The 20,424-nt window shown below is 71.4% G+C and carries 18 protein-coding genes; 10 read left to right on the plus strand and 8 right to left on the minus strand.

Annotation, left to right across the window (positions count from 1 at the left end):
• The first annotated feature begins 69 nt into the window (after nucleotides 1-69).
• The gene (locus AB0P17_RS02455) at nucleotides 70-1,116 is read left to right on the plus strand and encodes a phosphatase PAP2 family protein (RefSeq protein ID WP_365806837.1); all 1,047 of its coding nucleotides are present in this window, start codon (nucleotides 70-72) and stop codon (nucleotides 1,114-1,116) included.
• Here the strand turns inward: AB0P17_RS02455 and AB0P17_RS02460 are convergent.
• The gene (locus AB0P17_RS02460; protein ID WP_365806839.1) at nucleotides 1,101-4,220 is read right to left on the minus strand and encodes a bifunctional [glutamine synthetase] adenylyltransferase/[glutamine synthetase]-adenylyl-L-tyrosine phosphorylase; all 3,120 of its coding nucleotides are present in this window, start codon (nucleotides 4,218-4,220) and stop codon (nucleotides 1,101-1,103) included. The two genes, AB0P17_RS02455 and AB0P17_RS02460, sit on opposite strands and share 16 nt — an antisense overlap.
• 264 nt (nucleotides 4,221-4,484) lie before the next feature.
• Between AB0P17_RS02460 and AB0P17_RS02465 the strand changes: the two genes are divergently transcribed.
• Complete coding sequence (locus tag AB0P17_RS02465) at nucleotides 4,485-4,994, plus strand: pyridoxamine 5'-phosphate oxidase family protein (protein ID WP_365806841.1); 510 nt, start codon at nucleotides 4,485-4,487, stop codon at nucleotides 4,992-4,994.
• A 140-nt stretch (nucleotides 4,995-5,134) separates the two neighbouring features.
• Here the strand turns inward: AB0P17_RS02465 and AB0P17_RS02470 are convergent, their stop codons facing one another.
• From AB0P17_RS02470 to AB0P17_RS02480, 3 genes are all read right to left on the minus strand, one after another.
• Nucleotides 5,135-6,496 (minus strand): hypothetical protein, encoded by a 1,362-nt coding sequence (locus AB0P17_RS02470; protein ID WP_365806843.1) that lies wholly within the window; start codon nucleotides 6,494-6,496, stop codon nucleotides 5,135-5,137.
• A 221-nt stretch (nucleotides 6,497-6,717) separates the two neighbouring features.
• A complete protein-coding gene (locus AB0P17_RS02475) occupies nucleotides 6,718-8,079 on the minus strand; it encodes a glutamine synthetase family protein (protein ID WP_365806845.1) in 1,362 nt (453 codons plus the stop codon).
• A gap of 218 nt (nucleotides 8,080-8,297) precedes the next feature.
• Complete coding sequence (locus AB0P17_RS02480) at nucleotides 8,298-8,822, minus strand: MarR family transcriptional regulator (RefSeq protein WP_365806846.1); 525 nt, start codon at nucleotides 8,820-8,822, stop codon at nucleotides 8,298-8,300.
• A 157-nt stretch (nucleotides 8,823-8,979) separates the two neighbouring features.
• On the opposite strand from AB0P17_RS02480, the gene AB0P17_RS02485 reads away from it, so the two are divergent.
• The 6 genes from AB0P17_RS02485 (at nucleotide 8,980) to AB0P17_RS02510 (ending at nucleotide 14,217) form a co-directional block, all read left to right on the plus strand.
• Nucleotides 8,980-9,402: a hypothetical protein gene (locus AB0P17_RS02485; protein ID WP_365806848.1), complete on the plus strand. Its 423-nt coding sequence runs from the start codon at nucleotides 8,980-8,982 to the stop codon at nucleotides 9,400-9,402.
• Nucleotides 9,403-9,523: 121 nt separating this feature from the next.
• Entirely contained in the window at nucleotides 9,524-10,171 is a 648-nt protein-coding gene (locus AB0P17_RS02490; RefSeq protein ID WP_365806850.1) for a DUF3105 domain-containing protein, read from the plus strand.
• A complete protein-coding gene (locus AB0P17_RS02495; RefSeq protein WP_365806852.1) occupies nucleotides 10,168-10,890 on the plus strand; it encodes a DUF305 domain-containing protein in 723 nt (240 codons plus the stop codon). Before AB0P17_RS02490 ends, AB0P17_RS02495 begins: the two co-directional genes overlap by 4 nt.
• Before the next feature lie 202 nt (nucleotides 10,891-11,092).
• Nucleotides 11,093-11,512 carry a CBS domain-containing protein gene (locus tag AB0P17_RS02500; protein ID WP_365806854.1) on the plus strand — a complete coding sequence of 140 codons (420 nt, stop codon included), beginning with the start codon at nucleotides 11,093-11,095 and terminating at the stop codon, nucleotides 11,510-11,512.
• A 108-nt stretch (nucleotides 11,513-11,620) separates the two neighbouring features.
• Nucleotides 11,621-13,375, plus strand: a complete 1,755-nt coding sequence (locus AB0P17_RS02505) for an NAD+ synthase (protein ID WP_365806856.1) — start codon at nucleotides 11,621-11,623, stop codon at nucleotides 13,373-13,375.
• A gap of 128 nt (nucleotides 13,376-13,503) precedes the next feature.
• Nucleotides 13,504-14,217, plus strand: coding sequence for an AAA family ATPase (locus AB0P17_RS02510; RefSeq protein ID WP_365806858.1), 714 nt, complete (start codon nucleotides 13,504-13,506; stop codon nucleotides 14,215-14,217).
• A 52-nt stretch (nucleotides 14,218-14,269) separates the two neighbouring features.
• Here the strand turns inward: AB0P17_RS02510 and AB0P17_RS02515 are convergent, their stop codons facing one another.
• The 3 genes from AB0P17_RS02515 to AB0P17_RS02525 all read right to left on the minus strand — a co-directional run bounded on the left by AB0P17_RS02515 (nucleotide 14,270) and on the right by AB0P17_RS02525 (nucleotide 17,278).
• A complete protein-coding gene (locus AB0P17_RS02515) occupies nucleotides 14,270-15,532 on the minus strand; it encodes an MFS transporter (RefSeq protein ID WP_365806859.1) in 1,263 nt (420 codons plus the stop codon).
• A 223-nt stretch (nucleotides 15,533-15,755) separates the two neighbouring features.
• The gene (locus AB0P17_RS02520) at nucleotides 15,756-16,787 is read right to left on the minus strand and encodes an endonuclease/exonuclease/phosphatase family protein (RefSeq protein ID WP_365806861.1); all 1,032 of its coding nucleotides are present in this window, start codon (nucleotides 16,785-16,787) and stop codon (nucleotides 15,756-15,758) included.
• 275 nt (nucleotides 16,788-17,062) lie between these two features.
• Nucleotides 17,063-17,278, minus strand: a complete 216-nt coding sequence (locus tag AB0P17_RS02525) for a TetR-like C-terminal domain-containing protein (RefSeq protein WP_365806863.1) — start codon at nucleotides 17,276-17,278, stop codon at nucleotides 17,063-17,065.
• 130 nt (nucleotides 17,279-17,408) lie between these two features.
• Between AB0P17_RS02525 and AB0P17_RS02530 the strand changes: the two genes are divergently transcribed.
• Nucleotides 17,409-19,049, plus strand: a complete 1,641-nt coding sequence (locus tag AB0P17_RS02530) for an IS200/IS605 family accessory protein TnpB-related protein (RefSeq protein ID WP_365806865.1) — start codon at nucleotides 17,409-17,411, stop codon at nucleotides 19,047-19,049.
• Here AB0P17_RS02530 and AB0P17_RS02535 read toward each other — a convergent pair.
• A complete protein-coding gene (locus AB0P17_RS02535; RefSeq protein ID WP_365806866.1) occupies nucleotides 19,018-19,179 on the minus strand; it encodes a hypothetical protein in 162 nt (53 codons plus the stop codon). The two genes, AB0P17_RS02530 and AB0P17_RS02535, sit on opposite strands and share 32 nt — an antisense overlap.
• 279 nt (nucleotides 19,180-19,458) lie before the next feature.
• Here AB0P17_RS02535 and panB point away from each other — a divergent pair, with 279 nt between their 5' ends.
• Nucleotides 19,459-20,292, plus strand: a complete 834-nt coding sequence (gene panB, locus AB0P17_RS02540; RefSeq protein ID WP_365806868.1) for a 3-methyl-2-oxobutanoate hydroxymethyltransferase — start codon at nucleotides 19,459-19,461, stop codon at nucleotides 20,290-20,292.
• Nucleotides 20,293-20,424: the final 132 nt, after the last annotated feature.

Raw genomic sequence — 20,424 nt, forward strand, 5'->3', positions numbered from 1 at the left:
GCACATGCGAGCGGAACCCGTCCGAGGGATGATCGGTCGAGGGTGAGGAATCTGGCAGACTCTCGCCCTATGGGTGAATCGACGGTAAAGGCAGAGGAAGGCCGCACGGCCACCCCGTTCCCCACGCCGTCACCCACCGCGGACGAAGCGGCCCCGGGGGCGCAGGCGACGGAGGCGGTCACGGTCACGGACACGCGCGCGAACCCGGAGACGGAGCCGAACAGGGAGCCGGAGACGGAGCCGAACACGGCCCCGACAGCGGCCCCGACAGCGGCCCTCGAAGCGGACCGTACGGCACCGAGCGCCCCGAGCGCCTCGGCCGTCTCGGAGGTACGGCCCCAGCGACTGCGCCGGCTGCGCTCCCCGCGCCGCCCGCGCATCTGGTTCGAGATCCTGCTGATCGCGGTCAGTTACTGGACGTACTCCCTCATCCGCAACGCGGTCCCCGAGCAGCGCACCCAGGCACTGAAGAACGCCGACTGGATCTGGCAGGCGGAGCAGACCCTCGGCATCGCCGTCGAACAGAGCGTCAACCACGCCCTGAATTCGGTGACGTGGCTGATCGTGGCCATGAACTACTACTACGCCACACTGCACTTCGTCGTCACGATCGGCGTGCTCGTCTGGCTCTTCCGCAGCCATCCGGGCCGGTACTCCGCCGCCCGGCTGACCCTCTTCGCGACCACCGGCGTGGCCCTGCTCGGTTACTACCTGTATCCGCTGGCGCCGCCGCGGCTGATGTCCGGCGGGCACTTCATCGACACGGTCGTCCGTCACGAGACCTGGGGTTCGATGGCCTCGGGCAACCTGAAGAACATGTCGAACCAGTACGCGGCCATGCCGTCGATGCACATCGGCTGGTCCCTCTGGTGCGGCCTGGTCATCTTCGCGGTCGCGTCGGCGCCCTGGGCGAAGATCCTGGGCCTGCTCTACCCGGCGGCCACCCTGGTGGTCATCGTCGCCACGGCCAACCACTTCTGGCTGGACGCGGTGGGCGGCATGCTCTGTCTGGCGTTCGGCTTCACGCTCTCGTACCTCTGGTACGGGGCGCTGCCGCACCACCTGCCGCGCCGGGTCGCGGACGACCGCGGGCGGCCGCGTCAGGGCGCCCCGTAGAACAACTCCTCCATCACCGCCCGCGCCCTGCGCGTGGTGCGCCGGTAGTCGTCCAGCATGCCGCCGCTGACGCCGCCGTACCCGTTGGCGTAGGAACCGTTGGCGGCGCCGAGGCCGCCCGCGCCCAGCCCGTTGGCCGCGCCGAGGCCGTTGCCCGCGTGCTGCGGATCGCCGGGCTGCCGCTCCGGTACGCGGGCGTAGCCCAGGTAGCGGCCCATCGCGCCCATCTCGCGGCTGTCCGAGGGGAAGGTGTCGCCGGGCCTGCCCCGGACCAGCATCACTCCGTTGCGCACCCGTGTCGCCAGGACCCACGCCTCGTCCAGGACCGCCGCCTCCTGCGCGCCGAGGAGCCCCGCCGCGTGCGCCGCCGCCAGGGCCGCGCGGGTGCGGGTGGTCCGCAGCCCCGGCACCTCCCAGGCGTGCCGCATCTGGAGGAGCTGCACCGTCCACTCGACGTCGGAGAGGCCGCCGCGGCCCAGCTTGGTGTGGAGCGTCGGGTCGGCGCCGCGCGGCAGCCGCTCCGACTCCATCCGCGCCTTGAGCCGGCGGATCTCCCGTACCGCGTCCTCGCCGAGGCCGCGCTCCGGATACCGCAGCGGGTCGACGAGCCGGATGAAGCGGCGGCCCAGCTCCGCGTCGCCCGCCATCGGTTCGGCGCGCAGCAGCGCCTGGCTCTCCCACGCCAGCGACCAGCGCCGGTAGTACGCGGCGTAGGAGGCGAGCGTACGGACCATCGGTCCGCTCTTGCCCTCCGGCCGCAGGTCCGCGTCGATCAGCAACGGCGGGTCGGAGGTGGGGACCTGGAGCAGCCTGCGCATCTCGGCGACGACGGCGTTCGCGGCCTGGGCGGCCTCGTGCTCGCTCACGCCGTCGCGCGGCTCGTGGACGAAGAGGACGTCCGCGTCGGAGCCGTACCCGAGTTCGTGCCCGCCGAAGCGGCCCATCCCGATGACCGCGAACCGGGTGGGCAGGGTGTCGCCCCACTGGTCGCGGACGACGGCGCGCAGGGCCGCCGCGAGCGTGGCCGCGTTGAGGTCGGTGACCGCGTTGCCGACCCGGTCGACGAGGGCGCCCGGGTCCTCCTCGGCCGGGGACTCCTCCGTACCGTACGAGCCGATCAGGTCGGCCGCCGCCGTACGGAACAGCTCCCGCCTGCGGACGCCGCGCGCGAAGGTGACGGCGCCCTCGGCGGTCTCCGCGCGGCCGACCGCCGCGAGGACCTCCTGTTCGAGGTGGTCGCGGCCGCGCGGGGTCAGCCCGCCCGGGTCGCCGAGGATGGCGACGGCCTCGGGGGCGCGCAGCAGCAGATCGGGGGCGAGCCGCCCGGCGGACAGGACGCGGGCGAGGTTCTCGGCGGCGGCGCCCTCGTCCCGTAGCAGCCGCAGGTACCAGGGGGTCTTGCCGAGGGCGTCCGAGACCTTGCGGAAGCCGAGCAGTCCGGCGTCGGGGTCGGCGGAGTCCGCGAACCAGCCGAGCAGCACCGGCAGCAGCGTCCGCTGGATGGCGGCCTTGCGGCTCACCCCGGAGGACAGCGCCTCCAGATGGCGGAGCGCGGCGACCGGGTCCGCGTAGCCGAGCGCTTCGAGCCGCTGCCCGGCCGCCCTCGGCGAGAGCCGGATCTCGCCGGGCGCGAGCTGGGCGACCGCGTCGAGCAGCGGCCGGTAGAAGAGCTTCTCGTGCAGCCGGCGGACGGCCGAGGCGTGCCGCCGCCAGGCCCGGTCGAGTTCGGCGACGGGGTCGCCGCGCAGCCCGAGCGAGCGGCCGAGGCGGCGCAGGTCGGCCTCGTCCTCGGGGACGAGATGGGTGCGGCGCAGCCGGTAGAGCTGGATGCGGTGCTCCATGGCGCGCAGGAAGCGGTACGCCTCGTCGAGCTGGGCGGCGTCCGTGCGGCCCACGTAGCCGCCGGCCGCGAGCGCGTCGAGCGCTTCGAGCGTGGAGCCGCCGCGCAGCGAGGCGTCGCTGCGGCCGTGCACCAACTGGAGGAGCTGTACGGCGAATTCGACGTCCCGCAGCCCGCCGGGGCCGAGCTTGAGTTCGCGTTCGGCCTGGCCGGCGGGGATGTTGTCGATGACGCGGCGGCGCATCTTCTGCACGTCGGGGACGAAGTGGTCGCGTTCGGACGCCTGCCAGACCAGCGGGGAGACGGCGTCGATGTACTCGGCGCCGAGGACCGGATCCCCGGCGACGGGGCGGGCCTTGAGGAGCGCCTGGAACTCCCAGGTCTTCGCCCAGCGCTGGTAGTAGGCGAGATGGCTGCTGAGGGTCCGTACGAGCGGTCCGTTGCGCCCTTCGGGGCGGAGGTTGGCGTCGACGGGCCAGATCGTTCCCTCGGCGGTGGATTCGGAGCAGATCCGCATGAGGTGGGAGGCGAGGCGGGTGGCGGCCTGCACGGCGCTCTTCGTCCCGTCGGCCTCGTCGGCGCCCAGCGGGGGTTCGCCGACGAAGATGACGTCCACGTCGGAGACGTAGTTCAGCTCGTGGCCGCCGCACTTGCCCATGGCGATGACCGCGAGCCGGCAGGCGGCGGCGTCCTCGGGCGCGGCGGCCTTGGCGATCGCGAGGGCGGCGCGGAGGGTCGCCGTCGCCAGGTCCGCGAGTTCGGCGGCGATCTGGGCGACGTCGGCGGTGCCGCAGACGTCCCTGGCCGCGATGGCCAGCAGGGAGCGGCGGTAGGCGATCCGCAGCGAGACGGAGTCCTTCGCCTCGGCGAGGCCGTGCTCGAACTCCTCGACGCCGGGGTGCAGGTCCGCCAGTTCGTAGGTGACGAGGACCTGCCAGTCCTCGGGGTGCCTGGCGAGATGGTCGCCGAGCGCCTCGGAGGCGCCGAGCACCCCGAGCAGCCGGTCCCGCAGGGGCTTCGCGGCGATCACGGTGTCGAGCAGGACCCGCCGGTCCTCCGGCTCGGCCGCCTCGGCCACCCGGACCAGTCCGCGCAGCGCGAGATCCGGGTCGGCGGTCTGGCCGAGCGCGTCGAGCAGCAGCGGGGCGGAGCGTACGGGCGCCATCTCCGGGGCGTCGAGCAGCCGCTCGGCGGCGGAGGGGTCGGTGAAGCCGTGCCGCAGCAGTCGGGTGAACGTACTGCTCCTGCGTCCCGGCATGGTCATGTCGCCGTCTCCTGTCAGCTCGGCATCCGCCCGATCGGCCAACCGGGGCCGGGCCCGGCCGGTTCCCTCCCGGCCGGGTCCGGTCCCGGTGGCTGCGATCCCGGAGATCGAGCCTAGTCGCAGATGGTGGCGGAGGACCGCCGCCGGTCCGGTCGCGGCCACGCACCCGGTATCCGGTGCGCGCCGGCCGATGAGTTCCGGCGCCGCGCACGGTCCCCATCCCGGAAACCCTCCCGGTCGCGGCACCCGAAAGGACCCCGGATCATGACACGCATGGAACCGACCACCGAAGTGGACCCGCGCTACGGCGAGCCGCGGGCCCCCGCCACCGCATGGGCGGAGGCCGTCGCACTGCTGGCCCGGGCGGAGGTCTTCTGGCTGACGACCGTACGGCCCGGGGGCCGGCCGCATGTCACCCCGCTGCTCGGGGTCTGGGCGGACGGCGCGCTCCACTTCTGTACGGGAGCGGAGGAGCGGAAGTCGAGAAACCTGGCCGCGAACTCGGAGGTGGCCCTGACCACCGGTGTGAACACGCTCCGCGAGGGCCTCGACCTGGTCGTGGAGGGCACGGCGGTCCGGGTGGCGGACGAGGCGAGGCTGACGGCGCTGGCGCGCGCCTGGGAGGCCAAGTACGGCACCGACTGGCACTTCGACGTACGGGACGGGGCCTTCGCGGGCGACGCGGGCAACATCGCCCAGGTGTACGCGGTCGCGCCGCGTACGGTCTTCGGCTTCGGCAAGTCCCCGTACAGCCAGACCCGGTGGCGTTTCTGACCCCGCGCGCGAGCCGGGCCGGACGGCGCCGGGCCGGCAGACGGCTGCTTCGTCCTGCGCGGCTTGGCCTTCTTCTGTCGCCATGTCCGGTCAACCCCTCACCTTGCCGGGAGAGAACGCGGACCGAGCCTCTTCCGGAGTCACAGGCCGGCAGCGGTGAGAATGAGATACATCTGGGTCGGAGCAAGCGCGGAGTTGGCTGCGGCTTTGTCGGCGACCTGGGGGTCCGGGTCCGACAGCAACTGCTCCAGCAGCGCGTCCGTGACGTTGGGGTGACGTGCGACCCCGGCGCGCAGGAAGGACTCGGCAGCCGCTGCGAGTGCCTGAAGGGATGTCACGGGGAGTTCCGGGTCCTGCAGGGCGAGATAGCGCACGTTCGGGCTGGGTTCGTCGACGAACGTGCGCAGCGCCCGACGGGGGAAGTTGGGGTGGTCGACGAGTAGCGGTCGGATGTGGAATACGTCGCCGTGGGCGCGGACCAGCTTTTCCAGGACTTCCGGCGGTGTGTCCGGCCGACGGGCGGCAGCACGGCGGACCGCGAGTTCCGGGTCGTTGTCCAGCCGGCGCCAAGCCTCTTCGGGTAGGTCGTCGCAGGAAGCCAGTACGCGTCGGAATATCGTGTGCCGGCAGTCCAGGTAACTCATCCGCTCGTCGAGGGGCGCTTCGCGCAGCCAGTCCGGTTCGGCGAAGTTCCAGTCCAGAGCCACCGCGGCGTCGAGGCTTCCGTTCGCGCGCTCGGCTTCTACGAGCGCGAACAATCGGTCCCGGGTGGCGGCGTCCACATGGCGGCTCTGCGCCACCGCGACCCGCACGACGGGGTCGTCGATGTCCAGTAACCGGGCAATCATCTCCGCCGACAGATGAGGGTTCCCGGCGACAGCCTGATGGACCTCCTCCTCGGCGGGCTGCATGAGCTGCGCGAACTGCTCCGACGTGAGCGGGACGTAGCGCGCCACGTTGGCGCGCACGGCAGGATCGGCAAGGCACCGTTCCCTCCACTCGGGCGGGACACCCGGTTGCCTGTCCTCGGTGGCGGCGGCACGAACCCGCGGATCCGGGTCGGCGAGCAGTCCCACCTGCACGGCGGGAGGCCGGTCGTACCAGGCTCGCGCGACCGAGGCACGCAGGCTCGGACTTGGCGCGCCGACGAGAGCCGTCCGAGGCTGACCGTAGGCTTCCTCCAGATCGTCGATGCCGATCGTCACCTCGCGGTCCACCATGTCGCGAACAAAGTCTCTGTACGCGTCACGGATCGCCGGATCGGGATACTCGGCGATCCTTCGGTGCATCTCCGGGGAGATCCGGTCCCCGTGAAGGCGCACGGCGGTGATGTCGTCGCCGTGCGTCAGCAGAGCCTCGACAACAGCGTCCTCCAGCCGTCCGCCACGCAGCGACAGCCCGGCTCGGCCCGCCTTGTGTGTGGCCAGGCGTACCAGGACGTCCTGAGGGGCTGTTGGATTCCGCCCCAGGCCGGACAACTGGGGGTAATCGAGGCTTGTCATGCCGCCAACCTAGTCGGGCCGCCGCACGTCGGTCGTCCATCGGCCCTCGGTCCGGACAGGCCGGAGGACTGTCCGGACCCAAAGCCATGGATCCCGTCCGACTCGGCGGGCACGCCCTGCCCCCACAGACGGCCCCGGGTGATCGAGACGACGTCGGGCCCGCACCGTGACGGTGCGGGCCCGACGTGCCGTTCATGCGGAAAACAGCCGCTGACCTGCGGCTACAGCACGGGCAGGTTCTTCTTCAGCTCGAAGGCGGTGACCTCGGAGCGGTACTCCTCCCACTCCTGCTTCTTGTTGCGGAGGAAGAAGTCGAAGACGTGCTCCCCCAGCGTCTCCGCCACCAGTTCGCTGCGCTCCATCAGGGAGATCGCCTCGCCCAGGTTCTGCGGCAGCGGCTCGATGCCCATCGCGCGGCGCTCGGCGTCGGAGAGCGCCCAGACGTCGTCGTCGGCGCCCGCCGGGAGTTCGTACCCCTCCTCGATGCCCTTGAGGCCGGCGGCGAGCAGCACCGCGTACGTCAGGTAGGGGTTGGCCCCCGAGTCGATGGAGCGGACCTCGACCCGGGCGGAGCCCGTCTTGCCGGGCTTGTACATCGGGACCCGGATCAGCGCCGAGCGGTTGTTGTGGCCCCAGCAGATGTACGAGGGGGCCTCGCCGCCCGAGCCCGCGGTGCGGGTGGAGCCGCCCCAGATGCGCTTGTAGGAGTTGACCCACTGGTTGGTGACGGCCGAGATCTCCGCGGCGTGCTTGAGCAGCCCGGCGATGAAGGAGCGGCCGACCTTGGAGAGCTGGTACTCGGCGCCCGACTCGTAGAACGCGTTCCGGTCGCCCTCGAAGAGGGAGAGGTGGGTGTGCATGCCCGAGCCCGGGTACTCCGAGAACGGCTTCGGCATGAACGTCGCCTGCACGCCCTGCTCCAGCGCGACCTGCTTCATGACCAGGCGGAACGTCATGATGTTGTCCGCCGTGGAGAGCGCGTCCGCGTACCGCAGGTCGATCTCCTGCTGGCCGGGGGCGCCCTCGTGGTGGCTGAACTCCACCGAGATGCCCATGGACTCCAGCATCGTGATCGCCTGGCGGCGGAAGTCCATGCCCACGTTCTGCGGGGTGTGGTCGAAGTAGCCGGAGCTGTCGGCCGGGATGGGCCGGGTGCCGTCGACCGGCTTGTCCTTCAGGAGGAAGAACTCGATCTCGGGGTGGGTGTAGAAGGTGAACCCCAGATCCGAGGTCTTGGCGAGCATGCGCTTGAGGACGTAGCGCGGGTCCGCGAAGGACGGCGAGCCGTCCGGCATGAGGATGTCGCAGAACATCCGGGCCGTGCCCGGGGCCTCGGCGCGCCAGGGGAGGATCTGGAAGGTGCCCGGATCGGGCTTGGCGATCATGTCGGACTCGTAGACGCGGGCGAAGCCCTCGATCGCGGATCCGTCGAAGCCCATGCCCTCGTCGAAGGCCTGCTCCAGCTCCGCGGGCGCGACCGCGACGGACTTCAGGAAACCGAGCACATCGGTGAACCAGAGCCGCACGAAGCGGATGTCGCGCTCCTCCAGCGTACGGAGCACGAATTCCTGCTGCTTATCCATAATCCTACCCATCCTTGCTGGTCAGGCCACCTGCTCCCATGTCGCGGGGCACGTTGGGGCACACGAGCATCCCACCACACGATTTCCGGCGCGTTGCGAACCCCCGTCCAACGCTCCGCGTCGTGCGCGTGTACGGGTACCCGCCCATAGTGCCTGCCCAGGTGGTGCCCATGAAACAGGTGACGGCAATCCCAGTGAGGAAGATCGATTCCGCGTCGTCAGCGGGTGGGAGTGTCGGACCAGCCCAGCGGGTACGGCTCCCCCTCGTCACCGGGTACGGAGGGCTCCCCGCCCGCCTCCGTGAACGCGGTCAGCGCCCCGACCAGGGACGAACGCTGTTCGGGGGTGAGTCGCTCGACGATCGCCGAGATCTCCCGGTGGCGTACGGCCGTGACGCGCTCGACCAGGGAGTGGCCCTCCGGGGTGAGCCGCAGCACCGTCTCCCGGCGGTTGCCGGGGTTGCTCTCCCGGGTCGCCAGGCCGGCCGCGATCAGCCGGTCGAGCATGCGCATGGCGGTGGACGGGTTCACCCCGAGCCGGTCGGCGACCGATACGAGCTTGGCGTCACCGTGCGTGGAGAGCACCACGAGAAGCCGGAACTGGGGCAGCGTGACCCGCTCCCCCATGGTGGCGAGGGAACGGGCGGAGATGGCGACGAGCAGCCGGGACGCGGTCAGCACCGCGTGCGTCACCGCGTCGACATCGGCAGGAGGCTGCTCCGCCCTGCCCTTCTGTTCGGCCATGCCTCTTTGTATCGTGCCGGTGACCGGATGAGCGGGACCGTTTCATACCGTATCGACGGCGGTACAAGGCCAGGACACAGCGACCGGCCGGGCCCTGCGGCGCCCTCGTGGCAGCCGCACTGCTGCTCCGGGCCGTCACGCACTACGATCTGGCCCCATGGGGGGACAGCCGCGCGGCCGCATCGGCCACATACGCACCACGCGTCCCACGGCCTTGCTGAGCGCCGTGGCGACGCTGCTGGCCGCGCTCTTCGTCTGTCTGGGCACCGACCCGGGCGGGCCGCCCGCCCACCACCGGGACGCGGTCGCCACCGCCGTGGCCGGCCCCTCGCCGGCCGGCGCGGCCGAACCGCCGCGCGCCGGGGACTCCCAGTACGTCTGCCCGTACCGCCACGGCGACTGCGGGCTCTTCCCGCACCTGAGCGCGGCCGTGCTCACCGTGCCGCCGCCCGCCGCGGAGCCCGTCGTCGGCGCCCAGCACCCGTACCTCGAACCGCCGCGCCCCACCGGCCGGGCGCCCCGTTCCGGAGCGCTCGCCCGCGCGCCGGACCTTCACGTCCTTCAAGTACTGCGGACGTAGCCGGGCCAGGGCCCCGCACCGTGTTCCACGCTCCGCGTTCAGCGTTCAACATTCAGCGTTCTCCTCGTTCGTGCAGCGTTTTCCGCGATCCGCAGTCATCCCCCAGAAGGACGAAAACATCATGGGTTCCAAGTCCCAGTCAGCCGACCGCAAGGCCCGAATAGAGGCGATGCGCCGTGCCGAGCGGGCCCGCGAGCGGCGCAGCCGCATCATCACGATCACGGTGAGCGCCGTCGTGGTGGTCGGTCTCGTCGGCTTCGGCGCGTACGCGCTCAACAAGGAGTCCGACAAGAAGGAGGCGGAGAAGGCCGCCGCCGCGGCCCCCGTCAAGGAAGAGAAGTCCTGGGACGCCAAGAAGCTGGGCCGCAACCATGTCACCGAGGCGGTGAAGTACCCGATGACGCCGCCGGTGGGCGGTGACCACAACCAGGCCTGGATGAACTGCGACGGTGACGTCTACGAGGAGGCGATCCCCGACGTCAACGCGGTGCACTCGCTGGAGCACGGCGCGGTCTGGGTCACGTACAACGACAAGGCGTCGGACGACGACGTGAAGACGCTCGCCGACAAGGTCGGCAAGACCCCGTACACCATGTTGAGCCCGGTCAAGGACCAGGACGGCACGATCATGCTCAGCGCCTGGGGCAAGCAGGTCACGGTGGACAGCGCGTCGGACTCGCGCGTCGGCCAGTTCCTCACCAAGTACGTGCAGGGCGAGCAGACGCCCGAGCCGGGCGCCGCCTGCACGGGTGGAATGGGCGCACAGTGAGCGGCGCGGACGACGCCCCCAGGCGGTCCCTGACCCGTACGCAGTGGGTGGCGATCACCGCCGTCGTACTGGCGCTGGTCTTCGCCGGTACGGCCACGGTCGCCTCCGCCGCGCGGGACGACGGCACGGCGCCGGCCTCCCGTACGCCGTCGTCGGAGTCCGCGGACGCGGGCTTCGCCCGGGACATGGCCGTCCACCACCAGCAGGCCGTGGAGATGTCCTTCATCGTGCGGGACAGCACGGACGACGAGGAGGTGCGCCGGCTGGCGTACGACATCGCCAACACCCAGGCGAACCAGCGCGGCATGCTGCTGGGGTGGCTGGACATGTGGGGGCTGCCCAAGGTGGAGGCCGGTACGGAGCCCATGGCGTGGATGCACGGCGCGGGGGATGCCGAGGGCATGGAGGACATGGAGGGCATGGATCACGGGGACCAGGGGGGCCATGAGGCCCGCGACGGTTCGCTGATGCCGGGCATGGCCACGAAGACGGAGCTGGACCAGCTCCGCACGGCCCGTGGCAAGGCGGCCGAGGTCCTCTACCTCCAGCTCATGACCGACCACCACAAGGGCGGCGTCTCCATGGCGGAGGGCTGCGTCCAGCTCTGCTCCAACGGTACGGAGAAGAGCCTGGCGGAGGGGATGGTCGCGGCGCAGCAGTCGGAGCTGTCCCTGATGGCGGACCTGCTCGCGGCACGCGGCGCCAAGGCGCGCTCCTGAGGTGAGCGCGTACCGCGCCCGCTCCCGCGTCACACCACTGTCGGGCCGTACCGCCCGACAGTGGGTGGCGGGGGCGGGCGCGTGGCGGGGCTCCCCCGTTCGGGTGCTTGCGGTCGCGTCCCCCGAACGGACGCACCAAAATGGTGGTGGCTCGGGACGGACGGCGACAGCACCGCACTCAGGAGCAGGAGGCTGAGCAACCATGACCACAGCCAAGGACATCATGCATTCCGGCGCCCGGTGGATCCCGGCGCACGAGACCCTCGACCGCGCGGCGCAGCTCATGCGTGAGCTGGACGTCGGCGCGCTGCCCATCGCCGACTCCGAGGAACGTCTGACGGGCATCCTCACGGACCGGGACATCGTCGTCGGCTGTGTGGCGCGCGGCCATGACCCGGCGCAGACGACGGCGGGCGAGATGGCGCACGGCACGCCGCGGTGGATCGACTCGGACGCGGATGTGGAGGAGGTCCTGCAGGAGATGCAGAGCCACCGGATCCGCCGGCTCCCGGTGATCGAGGACAAGCGTCTCGTCGGGATGATCAGCGAGGCCGATCTGGCGCGGCACCTCACCGAGATCCAGATCGCCGCCTGGGCGGAACAGGTCTACGCGGGCCGCTGACCACGGGACCAAGGCCGGTCCGGCACAGAACGCCGTCCGCCGGGGAGTGGTCCGCCCCACACCCGCGGCCCAGCACATCGCGTCAGTCAGACGATTACACTGGGCGGCGTGCCTCAACTACGTCTCGCCCTGAATCAGATCGACTCGACCGTCGGTGATCTCGCCGCGAACGCCGAGGCGATCGTGCACTGGACCCGGCACGCCGCCGAGCAGGGAGCGCATCTCATCGCGTTCCCCGAGATGGCGCTGACCGGCTACCCCGTCGAGGACCTGGCCCTGCGGCCGTCCTTCGTCGAGGCCTCCCGGGCCGCCGTGCGCGCGCTCGCCGCCCGGCTCGACGAGGAGGGCTTCGGGGAGCTGCCCGTCGTCGTCGGCTATCTCGACCGCTCCGAGTCGGCCCAGCCGCGGTTCGGGCAGCCCGCGGGCGCCCCGCGCAACGCCGCCGCCGTGCTGCACCGTGGCGAGGTGGTGCTCAACTTCGCCAAGCACCACCTGCCGAACTACGGCGTCTTCGACGAGTTCCGGTACTTCGTACGGGGCAACACGATGCCCGTCCTGCGGGTGCACGGCGTGGATGTCGCGCTCGCCATCTGCGAGGACCTCTGGCAGGAGGGCGGGCGCGTGCCGGCCGCCCGCGCCGCCGGGGCCGGGCTGCTGCTGTCGATCAACGCCTCGCCGTACGAGCGCGAGAAGGACGACAGCCGCCTGGAGCTGGTCCGCAAGCGCGCCCAGGAGGCGGGCTGCACGACCGCGTACCTCGCGATGATCGGCGGCCAGGACGAGCTGGTCTTCGACGGCGACTCGATCGTGGTCGACAAGGACGGCGAGGTCGTGGCGCGCGCGCCGCAGTTCGCCGAGGGCTCGGTCGTCCTGGACCTCGATCTGCCCGCCGCTTCTCCGGAGCCGGTGGAGGGCGTCGTCGACGACGGGCTGCGGATCGACCGGGTCGTCCTCTCCGAGGACCCGCTGCCGGCGTACGAGCCGGAGCTGACCGGCGGTTACGCGGACCGGCTCGACGACGACGAGGAGGTGTACTCGGCGCTGGTCGTGGGGCTGCGCGCGTACGCCGCCAAGAACGGTTTCCGCTCCGTCCTGATCGGGCTCTCCGGCGGGATCGACTCGGCGCTGGTGGCCGCCATCGCGTGCGACGCGCTCGGCGCGCAGCACGTGTACGGGGTCTCCATGCCGTCCAAGTACTCCTCGGACCACTCCAAGGGCGACGCGGCCGAGCTGGCGCGCCGTACCGGACTCAACTTCCGTACGCACCCGATCGAGCCGATGTTCGACGCGTACATGGGGTCGCTCGGGCTCACCGGGCTCGCGGAGGAGAACCTCCAGGCGCGGCTGCGCGGCACGATGCTGATGGCCCTCTCCAACCAGGAGGGGCAGATCGTGCTCGCGCCGGGCAACAAGTCCGAGCTGGCGGTGGGGTACTCGACGCTGTACGGGGACGCCGTCGGCGCGTACGGCCCGATCAAGGACGTCTACAAGACGTCGGTCTTCCGGCTCGCCCGGTGGCGCAACCGCGCCGCCGAGGAGCGCGGCCAGACCCCGCCGATCCCCGAGGCGTCCATCTCGAAGCCGCCCAGCGCCGAGCTCCGCCCCGGCCAGGTCGACACGGACTCGCTGCCCGACTACGACGTGCTGGACCGGATCCTGGAGCTGTACGTCGACCGCGACCAGGGCATGGACGCGATCGTGGCGGCGGGCTTCGACCCGGAGATGGTGGCGAAGACGCTGCGGATGGTGGACACGGCGGAGTACAAGCGGCGCCAGTACCCGCCGGGCACCAAGATCTCGGCGAAGGGCTTCGGCAAGGACCGGCGCCTGCCGATCACCAACCACTGGCGCGAGCGGGTCTGACCGCGCGCCGGGCCCCCGGCACGGGGCCCGGCGCCCGGCGCCCGGCGCCCGGCGAGCAGGGTGCACTGCAACCCGGTGAGCGGGACGTATCGCACGTACGCTTTCCGAGTCCAGGTGACACTGGTTGCGTGATTATCGAACGCGCGTATGCCCATCTCCCCCCGTACGACGCGGAAACCTGGCCTTGGACGGTGCCCTGCGTCCGACAACTGCTCGACGAAGGGCTGCGGTTCACCACACCGGTGACCTTTCTGGTCGGCGAGAACGGCTCGGGGAAGTCGACCCTGGTCGAGGCGCTGGCGGAGGGGTTCGGCCTGGACTCCTACGGTGGCTCCCACGACTGGCGCTACGCTTCCCCGCGCGGCAAGTCGCCCCTCGGCGAGCGGATGAAATTCGACGCCGCCTCGGGGCGCGGGCGCCGTATGGTCGCCAGCTGGTCAGCCCGCAAGGGCTTCTTCCTGCGGGCCGAGACCGCGCTGGACGCCCTGGGCAGGGAGGGGTTCTCGCCGGACCATGTCAGCCATGGTGAGGGCTTCCTCGCGGCGTTCCGCGGGAAGTTCCTGCACGCCGGGCTCTATGTTCTCGACGAGCCGGAGGCAGCGCTCTCCTTCTCTTCGTGCCTCGAACTGATCGGGCACATCGACCGGTTGGCCAAGGAGGGCGGCCAGGTCATTTGTGCCACGCACTCCCCGTTACTGACCGCACTGCCGGGCGCGGACATCATCGAGGTCGGCAAGCACGGTATGCGGAGGGTCGCCTGGCGGGAGCTCGGCGTCGTGGATCACTGGCGCCGCTATCTCGCCGACCCGCACACCTATCTGCGGCACATCGTCGAACCGTAGGTGGTTTCCCCCTCAGCCCTCAACCCTCAGCCCAGACGCTCCGGCGCCCCGGTCAGCGGCGTTCCGGCCCCGCCGCGGTCCCTGCCCGCTCGGCCGCCTTGGCCGGCGTGCCGCCCGAGCCGCCCGAGGCGACGACGCGGGAGGCCTCGGGCGCCGCGTCGAGGCCGCCCCGGTCGCCCCGGTCGAGGAGCCCCGCCGTGACCGCGACCGCCAGGCCGAGGACCGTGAGGACGGCGCCGACCAGCGTGGGGGACATCCAGCCCCAGCCCGCGGTGATCGCCAGGCCGCCGAGCCACGCGCCGCCCGCGTTGGCGAGGTTGAACGCCGAGTGGTTCGAGGCCGAGGCGAGCGTGGGGGCGTGCCTGGCCTTCCGCATGACCAGCATCTGGAGCGGCGTGGTCGTCATGAAGCCGACCGCGCCCAGGACGACGACGGTCACCAGCGCCGCCCACTGCACGTGCACCGTGAAGCGGAACGCGACCAGGACCAGGGCGAGGGTGGCGAGCGACCCGTACAGCGTGGGGCGCAGCGCCCGGTCGGTCAGCGGCCCGGCCGCCAGCGCGCCGAGCGTCATGCCGATGCCGAAGAGGGCGAGGACGAGGGTGACGGAGGACTCCCCGAAGCCCATGACCTCGGTCGTCATCGACGCGAGGTAGGAGTAGACGGCGAAGACGCCGCCGAAGCCGAGGACGGCGGTGGCGAGGCCGAGCAGCACCTGCCGGTTGCCGAGGGCGCGCACCTCGCGGCGCACGTCCTGCTGGGCGTCCACGGGTACGTACGGTACGAGCCGGGCCAGTGCGGCGAGCGCGACCAGGCCGATGACGGTGACCACCAGGAAGGTGGCGCGCCAGCCGAGGTGCTGGCCGAGCAGGGTGGCGGCGGGGACGCCGACGATGTTCGCGACGGTCAGGCCGAGGAACATGGTGGCCACGGCGCGCGCCTGCCGGCCCTCCCGGACCAGCCGGGCGGCGACGACCGCGCCGACGCCGAAGAACGCGCCGTGCGGCAGCCCCGCGAGGACCCGGCCCGCCAGCAGCCAGCCGAAGCCGGGGGCGAGCGCGGAGGCGAGGTTGCCGACGATGAAGAGGCCCATCAGCAGCAGGAGCATCCGCTTGCGCGGGATGCGGGAGCCGACGGCGGTGAGCAGCGGGGCGCCGATGACGACGCCGATCGCGTACGCGGAGACGAGATAGCCGGCGGTGGGCACGGACGTTCCCAGATCGTCCGCGACATTGGGCAGCAGGCCCATCATGACGAACTCGGTGGTACCGATGCCGAAGGCGCTCACGGCGAGGGCGAGCAGAGCCAGGGGCATGACAGAGACAGCCTTTCCACGGGGGCAGAGCCACAGGGGGCGCACGAGCCACGGGGGCACGGGTCCGCAGGGGCCGTATTGGTTAGTACCCCTGCGGAACAAAGTCTCTCAGGTCATGTATTCCGGCAGATGAACGCCGTATTGCGTGCGGTGCATCACTCGGCGCCGGACGCTGAGCGCCGGACCCGCCCGGTGCTCAGTGCCGGGAGGGGGCACAGAACACCTAGCGCAGGTCGACCCGGGCGGCGAGCGGCAGATGGTCGCTGCCCGTCCTGGGCAGCGACCACGACGAGGTCGGTTCGACGCCCCTGACCATGATCTGGTCGATCCTGGCCAGCGGGAACGAGGCGGGCCAGGAGAAGCCGTACCCGTCGCCCGCCGCGCCCTGGGTCGAGCGCATCTGGGCGGTGACGGCCTTGAGGGCGCGGTCGTTCATCGTGCCGTTGAGGTCGCCGAGGAGGATGACCCGCTCCAGCGGCTCGTCGTCGATGGCCTCGCCCAGCGCGTCGGCGCTCTTGTCGCGCTGGTTGGCGGTGAATCCGGCGTGCAGCTTGACCCGTACGGACGGCAGGTGCGCCACGTAGACGGCGACCGGGCCCTGCGGGGTGGCGACGGTGGAGCGCATCGCACGGACCCAGCCCAGCCGGATGTCGACCGGTTTGGTGGCGCTCAGCGGGTACTTGCTCCAGAGCCCGACGGTGCCCTGTACCGAGTGGTACTTGTACGTTCCCGCCAGCCCCTTCTCGTACGTCTCGACGGCGCCGGCCTTCAGCTCCTCCAGCGCGATGACGTCCGCGCCCGACTCCGCCAGGTCGGCGGCGGTGCCCTCCGGATCGGGGTTGTCCGCGTTGACGTTGTGGGTGGCGACCATGAGGTCACCGCCGCCGCCCGCCTTGTCGGTGATGAGGCCGCCGAAGAGGTTGAGCCAGACGATGGCGGGCAGCAGCAGGGCGATCAGGGCGGTGGCGGAGCGGCGTACGAGACCGAGGACGAGGACCAGCGGAACGACCAGCCCCAGCCAGGGCAGGAAGGTCTCGGCGAGGCTGCCCAGGTTGCCGATGGTGTTGGGGATCTGCGCGTGAAGGATCATCAGGAAGGCGGTCAGCAGGGCGAGAAGCGCGAGGATGATGCCGCGCCGCCAGATGCCGGGATCCCGGCGCAGGCGGTCCAGCAGGCCCCTGGCGCGGGATCGGGATGGGGGCCGGTGCTCCTCGTTGTCCGTCGTCACCGACTGCGCCGTGTACTCCTGCGTCATGTCCGCCCTCACTGCATTGCCCGTGCACGCCCGCCCCTGACCCAGGGCCTGTTCCGTGCTTCCCCACGGCGTCCACGGGAAAGCTCGGAACAGACCCTAGGCGATGGACGGGCCCTTTCTCCGCCGTCCCCCGACGGCCGTACGAGGACGGTGACGAACGGGCCGCTCCGGCGGGTTCCGATCACGGACGAATGACCGGGGGTTGTGACAGAACGCTCATGCAGGAGGGCGGCGAAAACGGGCGGCCCCGGGGCCACGAACGGATGTGACAGGTCTCACGGCCCGGGCGTTTCGCGGCCGGGGGCCGGCTGCGGATGGGGGCCGACCCCCTGGAGCGCCACTCCGATGATCTGCTCGGCCAGGTCGTCGGGGAGCGGCGCGGTGGGACGGTGGATGGTGCGCATCAGCATCGACCCGACGAGCAGGTCGTTGATGAGCTCCGGGTCCAGGTCGGCGCGGAGTTCCCCGGCCTCGATCCCCCGCCGGATCACGGCCAGCGGTTCCAGGTTCTGCTCCGGTGGGGTGGGTGGAAGATTGGACTGGGTGGTGACTTCTGGTCCGGCGGTTCGTTGTCCTGTTCGACAGGGGAAGGCCGGTGCCGGGGCGGAGGGGGTGGGGTGGATGGCGGTGCTTCGGGCGTTGGCCGCGCCGTTCGTCGTGCCCGGTCCTGCGGGTGTCGCGGTGCGTACCCGGCTGCGGTTGTCGGCTGTCGAGGAGCGGGTGCTGGGTGAGGTGGGTGGGTGGCTGGGGTCGTTGACGTCGGAAGATCTGGCGGTCCGCTGCCGTGACGGCCTGGACCACGACGCGGAACACTGGGCGGCACGTAAGCGGGCATTAACCGGCCGGTCGTCGTCGCGATGGGCCGGGAGCATCACCAAAGCCACCCATGACCAGTGGGCACTGGCCCGCCGGGGCCTGGCCGCACACATCCATAGCCTGGAGGCGGGGATCGCGACGGTCCGTCACCGCCTGTCCCTGCCGGTCGGCGAGAAGGGTACGAGGCGTGCGCCGGGTGGGTACCGCTCCCGGCGTGAGTGGCATGCCAAGTCGCGGCGTCTGACGGTGCTGGAGGCGCGGCACGCGCGGGCGGTGGCGGACTGGCGTGCGGGGCGGGTGCGGGTCGTACGGGGCGGCAGGCGTCTGGCGAACGCCCGCCACCATCTCCCGGAGGCGCGGCTGACCGAGGGGCAGTGGCGGCGTCGGTGGGTGGCGGCGCGCCTGTTCCTGTCGGCGGACGGTGAGTCGGGCAAGCGGTACGGCAACGAGACCATCCGCATCACCCCCGAAGGACAGCTCTCCCTCAAACTCCCCGCACCCCTGGCCCACCTCGCCAACGCCCCGCACGGCCGGTTCGTCCTTGAGCGGCCGGTGGTGTTTCCGTACCGGGGTGGGGAGTGGACGGACCGGGTCGCCGGGAACCGGGCCGTCGCCTACACCCTGCACCACGACACCGACCGCGACCGCTGGTACGTGACAGCGGCGTGGCAGCGCAAAGCCGCACCGGTCCTGCCCCTGGGGGCGGCGCTGGCGGCGGGCTGTGTCGGGGTGGACATGAACGACGACCACCTCGCCGCCTGGCACCTCGATGTCCACGGCAGCCCGGTCGGTGAGCCTCACCGCTTCCCCTACGACCTGACCGGCACCGCCCAGCACCGGGACGCGCAGATCCGCCACGCGCTCACCCGCCTCCTGCACTTCGCCCGCCAGTGCGGGGTGAAGGCGATCGCGGTCGAGGACCTCGACTTCGAACGGGAGAAGACCCGCGAGAAACACGGCCGGCGGAAACGCTTCCGGCGGCTGGTCTCCCGGTTTCCCACCAGCAGGCTCCGGGCCCGGCTGGTGTCCATGGCCGCCGAGCACGACCTCACGATCGTCGCGGTCGACCCCGCCTACACCTCCCGATGGGGCGCCCAGCACTGGCGCAAACCACTGACCACCCCCCGACGCAGGACCACCCGGCACGATGCGGCGAGCATTGCGATCGGACGGCGCGCCCAGGGACATCCGGTCCGACGACGGACGGCACCGCCCCGTGCACACCAGAGCGATGCGCACGGGCATCGGACCGCCCAGGCCCCACCGGACATCCCCGGGCGTGAGGAACCCCGCCCCCGTATACCCGGACCACGGACACGATCCGCGCCACCCGGACACGGAGCGAACGCGGGCAACCAGAACGCCCAACACCGTTCGGGACGTTCGGCTGAACACACACACTCACGTTCAGTCTTTAGGAACGGTGGCTCTTCATCTCCACGATGACGTTGCTCAAGATCACGGAGGAGCGCTGTGTGACCCCGCACCGGCGCGTCGGCTCCCGCAGAAGGTCCAGAGCGAGCGCCTTCTTGCCCTGCCAGCGGCAGTAGCTGGTGGCCTTACCGACACCTGCCACACCGAGGTTCCTTCTTGTGCCAGTGAGCCCGTTGCTCCGGCGCCTGGGGCGCCGGACGGTGTGGACCTGGCGTACAGACTAGACGCGTTTCGATACGAGACCGTCTCGTATTGGTAAGTCTTTACCGAGGTCCCCCGGCGCACGCCCGGCGCCGCGCGCCTCACTCCCGGGACGCCTGCCCCCGGGGCCCCACTTCCCGTGCGGGGCGCGGGATGCCACCATGGAGGCGGTCCGGGGACACCGTCAGGGTGCCTCGAGATGACGAAAGGGCCTTCGGCCATGACTTCTCAACCGGCGCTCTACGGCGGCAAGATCTCCCGCCGTATCACCGTCCACGACATCACCGCCGCCAAGGAGCGCGGTGAGAAGTGGCCCATGCTCACCGCCTACGACGCGATGACCGCCTCGGTCTTCGACGAGGCCGGCATCCCGGTGATGCTCGTCGGCGACTCGATGGGCAACTGCCACCTCGGGTACGACACCACCGTGCCCGTGACCCTCGACGAGATGACGATGCTCTCCGCCGCCGTCGTACGGGGCACCAAGCGCGCCCTGATCGTCGGCGACCTCCCGTTCGGCTCGTACCAGGAAGGCCCCGTGCAGGCGCTGCGCAGCGCCACCCGGCTGGTGAAGGACGCGGGGGTGGGCGCGGTCAAGCTGGAGGGCGGCGAGCGCTCGCACGGCCAGATCGAGCTGCTGGTGCAGGCCGGCATCCCGGTGATGGGGCACATCGGACTCACCCCGCAGTCCGTCAACACCCTGGGCTACCGGGTCCAGGGCCGCGGCGAGGAGGCCGCGCAGCAACTGCTGCGCGACGCGAAGGCCGTGCAGGACGCGGGCGCCTTCGCGGTCGTGCTGGAGCTGGTGCCGGCCGAGATCGCCGCCGAGGTCACGCGCGTCCTGCACATCCCGACGGTCGGCATCGGCGCCGGGGCACAGACGGACGCGCAGGTCCTCGTCTACACCGACATGGCCGGTCTGACGGGCGGCAGGATGCCGCGCTTCACGAAGCAGTACGCGAATCTGCGGCAGACGCTCGGCGACGCGGCGAAGGAGTTCGCCGAGGAGGTCATCGGAGGAACGTTCCCTCAGGAGGAACACACCTTCCACTAGAGCCCCGGGCCGGAGCCCCGGGCCGGGCCGCCCGGTCCGGCCCCGCTCACAAGCCACTGCCCGCACCACGACAGCCCGCCGATCTTCCCCCGTCGGCGGGCTGTCGACTGCCCGGCTCCCGGGATGTCGGCC

It is taken from the genome of Streptomyces sp. NPDC088124 (genome assembly GCF_040685895.1).
Taxonomy (GTDB): domain Bacteria; phylum Actinomycetota; class Actinomycetes; order Streptomycetales; family Streptomycetaceae; genus Streptomyces.